The sequence below is a fragment of the Halomonas sp. BC2 genome (assembly GCF_002078115.1).
GTDB lineage: Bacteria > Pseudomonadota > Gammaproteobacteria > Pseudomonadales > Halomonadaceae > Vreelandella > Vreelandella stevensii.
The window spans coordinates 174,596-181,539 of sequence record NZ_LFGT01000002.1 but is presented as its reverse complement, the minus strand read 5'-3'; the positions used below and the strand labels follow the sequence as shown (position 1 = coordinate 181,539).

The window sequence follows — 6,944 nt, the reverse complement described above, 5'->3', positions numbered from 1 at the left end:
ATCCGCGTCCGCATCGGCGTCTGAGTCGGCATCGGCGTCAGCGTCTGCATCCGCATCGGCATCCGCATCGGCATCAGCGTCTGCGTCGGCATCTGCGTCAGCATCGGCATCGGCATCGGCATCGGCATCCGCGTCAGCGTCAGCGTCAGCATCTGCATCTGCATCTGCGTCTGCGTCTGCATCGGCGTCCGCATCCGCATCGGCATCTGCGTCCGCATCCGCATCCGCGTCGGAATCTGCATCGGCGTCGGCATCTGTATCGTCAGCAATAGCGGCAGCGGCAGCGCCTCCGTCAAACTCTACGAATTCGGCACCTTCCAGGCCGCCGTCGGTGCTGAAGCTTTGTGGGTCGGTTTCTTCGGCGATACGGGCAACGCGTACGAAACTGCTGCCGCCGCCACCGCCGCCACCTGCGCCAGCGCCGGCAGCAGTGGCATCGAGGAGATCGAGCAGGTCACCGTCTTCATCTTCGAGGGCGGCGAGCAGGGCTTCCAGGTCGTCGTCCTGGGCGCTGGCATCGGTGGCGACAATGGCGTCTGTGTTCAGCTCAGGGGTAACGGCGACTTCCTGGCCGCCCTCTACCACGTTGGCGCCGGTACCGTCGGCAAAGTCCAGCTCGACGCGACCATCGGCGGAGGTAATGAGTGTTTCACCCTCCTGAATGACGTCACCAATGCGCAGTTCACGCAGGTTGCCATCTTCGTCGCGTGCCCATGCTTGACCTGAAATCGCAATTACCGTTGCCATGTCTTGTTCTCCACCCACCGCTCGATTAAGGGGTTGCCGAGGCTGACTGACTGCAGACGCAGAAAAGCCTATTGGCGGCATTGTAAACAAGGTAGCGCTGGCCAACGGGGTTGCCTATTGTACCGGTGGCCAATACGTAATGAACGGGCAAAATTTGCGTGTCAAGCAAACGAGAAACGGAGGTTATGGGTCTGCGCGCAGGGATTCATGAGCCTTTAACAGACCCGCCATCATATTGAGAGCGCCAGCGTCATTATGGTAGCGGCAGCGGTGGCAAAACTCATGGGCTCGTGCGGCTAGCGCAATATGGAGCGTGGCTTCTTCCGGGGAGTGCAGCGCTTCCCACTCGGGGCTCTGGGTGAGCTGCGGCCAGTTTGCCGACAACAGCGCGAGTACTTCTTTATTAAGTTTGGCCGAGAGGGGCCAATGGGCGCCCAGGGTATCATGGCTCCAGCCTTGCCAGTCGAGTAATAGAGGTTGTTGGTTTATCAATGCAAGGCGTGCACTGGCGGGGTTCTGAAGCGTGAGGCCAGCTGGCACCTTCTCGACTAGCGCGATCATATGTGGCCAGCTTTCCTGGAATCGCGTGATCTGAAAGCCTTGCCGATCTTCCTGCGTCAAATAATCAAAGCGGTTCGTATCAATGCTTCTCATGCGTTCTGGCAACGTGGCAAAGGTAGCTCGGTACTGTGCTATCAGGCTCAGTGACAGTGGCGTCTGCAGTAACGTTTGGCGAAGCGCCGCCAGCCAGGGTTTGCGTTCTTCCGAGTTGAGCCATTGCGGGCGCAGGCTGCCGATGTCTAAAGCGACGTAATGGCACCAAAGCAAGTCGCCATGACCGATCAGTTTGGGTACTTCAGACGGCATTGCTCCCGCCGCCGCACTGCGCTCTTCGAGCAGCGCAATTTCGTGGTGCGCTTCGTTCTCTCGCGAAGGCACGTAACATTTCAACAGCCAGTAGGAGGGGCTTGCGCTGTCCTGCTGCGTGCATAGCAGCACGTGGGCGACGGTACGACTGTGCAGCAGACGACACTCGACGATATCGACGAATGCGAGATGATGACGTTCGGCCAACCAGCCGGGCAGCCATTGGGCCAATCGTGCCGCATCGAAGCGCTTGAGGAAGTCCGTTGCTTCGCCAATCGCTACCTGCCGGGCGCGAGGGAGCAACAGCATGTTGATGTGCTGAACGTGTTTGATGATACCCAGAGCGTTGACCATGCCGTTGACGCTGGCGGCCATCATTTGGCGCAACGCAATCAGCAGGACGAACAGTGTGAACAGGGGGCGCGCCGATCCATACAGATAGTCGATGACCAGGATGACAAAGCCAAGCGCAAAACTGATATTGATGACCGACAATACGTTGCTTTGCAGCGTTTCCTGAAGCTGTGGCACTTTTTCGAAGCGGTAGTAACGCGCCACGATAAGCCCCAGGATGGCCACACAAACCACTGCCAGGAACCCTAGCGCCGGGTGCAAAAAGGCAATGACCAAACAAAACAATAGGGCAATGCACATCGAGGAGAGCGCTCCCATCACGATGGCCAGCATGCGCCTGCCCAAAGGCCGATGATTAGCTACCAAGCGTGTCTTGTTGAGCCTAAGCAAAAGGGCGTCGAACAAACGTGAGATGCTGCGCTTGACCCACCACCGCATTAGCGCAAACGCGCAAAAGCAGAGAACGGCCAGGGCCAGTAGCATCGCCATCTTGTCATTATCGCCAAACTGTGCAGGCAATCCGCGGGTCAAACGACTCTGACCGCTCATCAAGACTTGTAACAGCTGCCAAGGTAGCAACAGGCTGGCCAGCAACAGTATCTGCGCTGTTACTTGCTTCAAGAGAATGGCGCCTACCTGCCAGCGGAATGGTCGCACCACCTCACCCAAAAGGGCCCACATCAGGTCGCGTAGGTGGCGACGATGAGCCCTCTGCTCTTCGGTTGCCGACATGTAACCCTTCACTCCCGTTCTTTCAGCATGGTATCGATCAGCTGCATGAACCTACGCAGCTCTTCAGGCTGATGCTCCTTCGGCGCGTAGGCCGATATCGCCCGGTATAAAGCCGCCAGAATGGCATGGTTATACTGCAAGCTGCGCTGCTCGGCTTCGGCCCAGCCGTAAGTGGGCCATTGCTGTTGTTCAGCCAGGGAAATGCTCGCCTGATGGAGTGCTTCGAACAGGGGCGCCACGAAGCGGCTACCGTGAAGATGCTCCAATGTCACTACCTGGCTGCCATCGTGGTAGCGCAGCGACATCAGTGAGCTGGGCAGCGAGATACTGCCTTGGGGGTCGAGTAGATAAAATAACCGTTGCCATAGGGTCACGGCGCCATAGCTCGACTGCATGATGCTTTCCAGGTCGCTACTAGCCGTAGGCAGAGGGGGACCGGGCTGCACGTCACCACTCAGCAGCGACTCCGACCAGCGTGCCAGCCCTTCGTGTACCCACCCTTGCTTGAACATCATGTGGGCATTTTGATAAAGGTGGAAAAGCTCGTGGGCTGGTGTCAGGTTAGTGGCGGCCTCAACACGTCCGCCCAGGGCCATGCGAATATGGCATTCGGGAATAGCCGGGTTACGCACTACTTCGTCATAGGCTTGGCCGCCGCGAATCTGGTCATTCCGCAGAATCACCACGATTTCCTCAGCCTGTAGATAACGCGGCATCTGTAGCGGGGGCGTTAGTCCTAGCACCTCATGAAAAAGCACATTGGCGGCAGCTAGTTGGGTGGCGATATCGTCCTGTCGAATGAGGTCTATTGCTACAGGTGGTTCGGAGTCTCGCACGACAAAGTGCGTCAATGAACCCGATAAGCCTGGCATCTGCATCGCCCCAACCTTCAACAAGGCAGGTTCTCGTGTCAGCGTATGACAAACACCAACCCCCTGCTGAGGCTGCGCCAAGGCGGAGAAAGCGCTTATCAGGAGGATAGCAAACGCCATACCATTACGCGCGAGCTCCCTTCCAGCCAGCTTATCCAACAAGATTCGGCGCCGCGAACAGTGAGGCAAGTCCCACGCCATGAGAGGCCTTGACCAGCACATGGTCACCGGGCTGCAAGTGTTGCATGAGTTCCGGCTTGAGTGCCTTTACATCCGAGTAGTGAAAAACGCCCTGATCTTCGCCACCCAACATGGCCAGCAGCGGTTGGCTTAGAGGGCCGCACAATAGCACGCGTCGTGTGGCCAATGCGGCAATCAGTGGCGACAACTCACGGTGCAACGCTTCTGCCTCCTCCCCCAACTCCAGCATGTCTCCAATAATCAAAAGCTTATTTTCTCCCTTGACCGGCAATGCAGCGAAGGCTTCCAGGGCCATGCGCATGGAAAGAGGATTGGCATTATAAGCTTCATCATGCAGGGTGATAGGCACTCCTTGGTAATTCAGTTGCTTGACTTCACCGCGGCCCGGTACCGCCTGAAAAGTGCGCAACCGCTCGATGACCTTTGCCAAGGGCAGTAGGTCATGCTGGGCCACGGCCAATATGGCGAGGGCATTCAACATCATATGGCGCCCTGCCGCCGCAAGCTCGACGGTATATGCATTGCCATCGATGCAGACTTGTCCGACCTGCCCTTGATACTCCAGCAGCCGAACATCCGCTTCCTCATGCTCTCCAAAACTGATCACCGTCAAGCGGTAGTGTCGCGCTTGCCCTGCGAGGTACCCGTAGTGGGCGCTGTCGCGGTAGAGAATGGCCACCCCGCCTGGTGCCATACTCCTGAAGATGCGCGCTTTCTTTCGAGCGATTTCATCCAAAGAGCGGTGATAGACAAGATGCGATGCAGCAATATTGGTGATGATGGCAAGGTCAGGCCGCGCCAGCGCTGTATTGACCGACATGGAGCCAATGGCCATCTCGACGGCCCAATAGTTTGCCGTTTGCGGCATGGACGCCAGATTCCAGGCCACCCCGATGGGCAAGTTGGCACTCCCACGACTCTGCCCCACGGGGCCGTCATCCAAAGCGTGTGCCAACATCGCGACCACGGTGGTCTTGCCCGCGCTTCCCGTCACCCCGACCACTCGCCCACGAAACTGGCGACGCTGATGTTGCCCAATGGCGAGTACCGCTGCCTGGACATCCTCTACCTGCAGAATAGGCACCCCAAGCGCTTGGTAAACCTCGGCTTGTTCACATATGACGGCCGAGGCCCCCTGCTCCACCAGCGCTTTTATGGCGGCTTCCGTCAAAAAGCCTGTGTCGGCCCTGCCGCTCGCCACCACGAGATGGCCTGATGCGAAAAACGCCTGCTTGCAACATAGCCCTGTGGCCTGCCAGCCCATCGGCGGCATCACATGCCAGCGCCCGCTGGTCGTCGATGCCAGTGATTCGGCCTCCAGCTTGCCCCCGTCCACCCTGAAACTCGCTTGCCGACCATGGCCCAGCAGTTGCTGATAGGCCACCAAACCGGAGAGATAGTGTTCGACATCGTCGATGCGCACGCGAAAGCTGTGATGACGAATGAAAAAACCGTCCTGCACGGTGTGCGGGGCCTTGAAGTACATGGCCACTTCCGGCCAGAAAAATCCATTTTGCAGGTAGTTCGCGCGGGTATGCAGCGCGTGATAGAACGCATCGATGTCCAGGCCATCGAGCACATCGGCAAGCTCCGGCATCTGCTCCAGCGTGAGCAGTGTCTTGTGGAACGCCATGGAGAGTTCCAACAGCGTTGGGAAAGTGGTGATCCGATCACGGATGAAGTCGATGTACCCCGCTACGTTGCGCACCGCGAATTCAAAATAGCGGCGCTCGGGGCGGTACATCACCAGCTCATTGGTACAGTAGGCCAGCCAGTGATCGTGGGCCTGCTCATGGCCGTTGTCGATAAAATAGTCAAAGGCCTTGACGACACACGCAAGCCACTGGGGGTTACGAGTCTGGCCGTAAAGCCGCATCAGCGCAAAGGCCGCTTCGCCATCGTAGTAGATGATTCGGCTCTTTTCCTTGAGCGATAAATCCGCCGCATTCAGCACATGCACGAAGCTGCCATCAGCCTCCTGCATGCGGACGATCCCCAACGCCAGCGCGTCGGCCAACGCAGCATAGCGGTCATCGTCCATCACCTGCTGATACTTGACCAGGGCCAGGATAGCCACTGCATTAGCCCCTAGTTTGATGATGTTTCCCGTGTCGACCACATAGGCGGCGCCATCACGCTCGATGATGTCTTGATCGCGCAAGCTCTCCAACGCGCGGTCTATCTGGCCATGCAGCTGGCGGAGCGGTTCATCGTCAAGAAGCCGTTGAGTAAGGCAGCTTTCATAACCTTCAAGCAGCGCATAAGTACTGCTGGCATGGCGGAGAATGTTATAGGTGCCAATGTCACGATTGAAACAGGGAAAATAGCCATACACATAGCGGCCATTCGCCTGTACCTGCCTACCCAGAAAGCGCGTCGAGCGGGCTATCAGTTCAGCGGTGGAGGCAGGCGTCAACGGCGGGGTTTCACGACGCCCCCAGCAGCGGGGCTGCGTGCTCAGAAGATGATGGCTCGGCTGTTCACCGCCAAGCGTCAAAAAGACGCCAGCCGTAGCAAAGCTCCACATGGGCATCTCGTCGGCAAAGCTTGGCATCTGGCTAGAGCCGTGGCGGGCCTTGAGGTAGCGCTCCAGGTGGGCTTGGTTAATTTGCGCATGGCCCACCTGGTGCCCGCCATACAGGCAGGCGTTGGCATTCAGCTCCATTTCACTGAGCAGCAGCCTGGCTTCGCGCTTGCCTTCAAACGCCAAACCACTGCGAAAGTAGCTACGCTTATAGCGCATGAGTTCCTGCTTGAAGGCCCCCCAACGGCCTTCACGCACGGCGAAAGGCCACTCGATGCGACACCCCACCAGCGGATGCCCGAATTTGCGCTGCAGTCGGGTAATCGCTTGTTCAAGCGCAGGCACCAGTACTTCCCACTGGCCCGCCCGCAGTGCGCTGACATCGACCGTCAGCGTCGTGACCTGAGCCCGCGCATAGCCGTCGCTTACCGAGACCAGTAACAGTGAGTCGAAAGGAGCTACGCTGGCATGCTGACGCTGCCATTGTGACAACACGTCAGAACCCGCAGCATGCAAGGCTGAGTGGATAGCCTCACGGGCAACGTGTGCTTCCTGAACGGCGTGATCCGACATGTCATGGCTCGCATAAGTAGTGAGGGTATAAGTGATGAACGAGGTGAGGTACTGGCAGCGGACGCTTTGGTGTG

General features: G+C 58.1%; 4 protein-coding genes. All 4 read right to left on the bottom strand.

What is annotated here, in order from left to right; translation table 11 throughout:
• A partial coding sequence (locus B7L71_RS16875) for a retention module-containing protein (RefSeq protein ID WP_139790008.1) occupies nt 1–747 on the bottom strand: 747 nt, incomplete at its 3' end.
• A 183-nt stretch (nt 748–930) separates the two neighbouring features.
• Complete coding sequence (locus B7L71_RS01370) at nt 931–2,589, bottom strand: ABC transporter ATP-binding protein (protein WP_249273148.1); 1,659 nt, start codon at nt 2,587–2,589, stop codon at nt 931–933.
• Between the two features lie 119 nt (nt 2,590–2,708).
• Nucleotides 2,709–3,383, bottom strand: coding sequence for a hypothetical protein (locus tag B7L71_RS01365; protein ID WP_249273147.1), 675 nt, complete (start codon nt 3,381–3,383; stop codon nt 2,709–2,711).
• 340 nt (nt 3,384–3,723) lie between these two features.
• Nucleotides 3,724–6,870, bottom strand: a complete 3,147-nt coding sequence (locus B7L71_RS01360) for a UDP-N-acetylmuramoyl-tripeptide--D-alanyl-D-alanine ligase (RefSeq protein WP_081135389.1) — start codon at nt 6,868–6,870, stop codon at nt 3,724–3,726.
• Between the last annotated feature and the right edge of the window lie 74 nt (nt 6,871–6,944).

Excerpts from the sequence above, each read along its gene's own strand:
- B7L71_RS01360 (WP_081135389.1), bottom strand. The coding sequence starts at position 6,870 with ATGTCGGATCACGCCGTTCAGGAAGCACACGTTGCCCGTGAGGCTATC.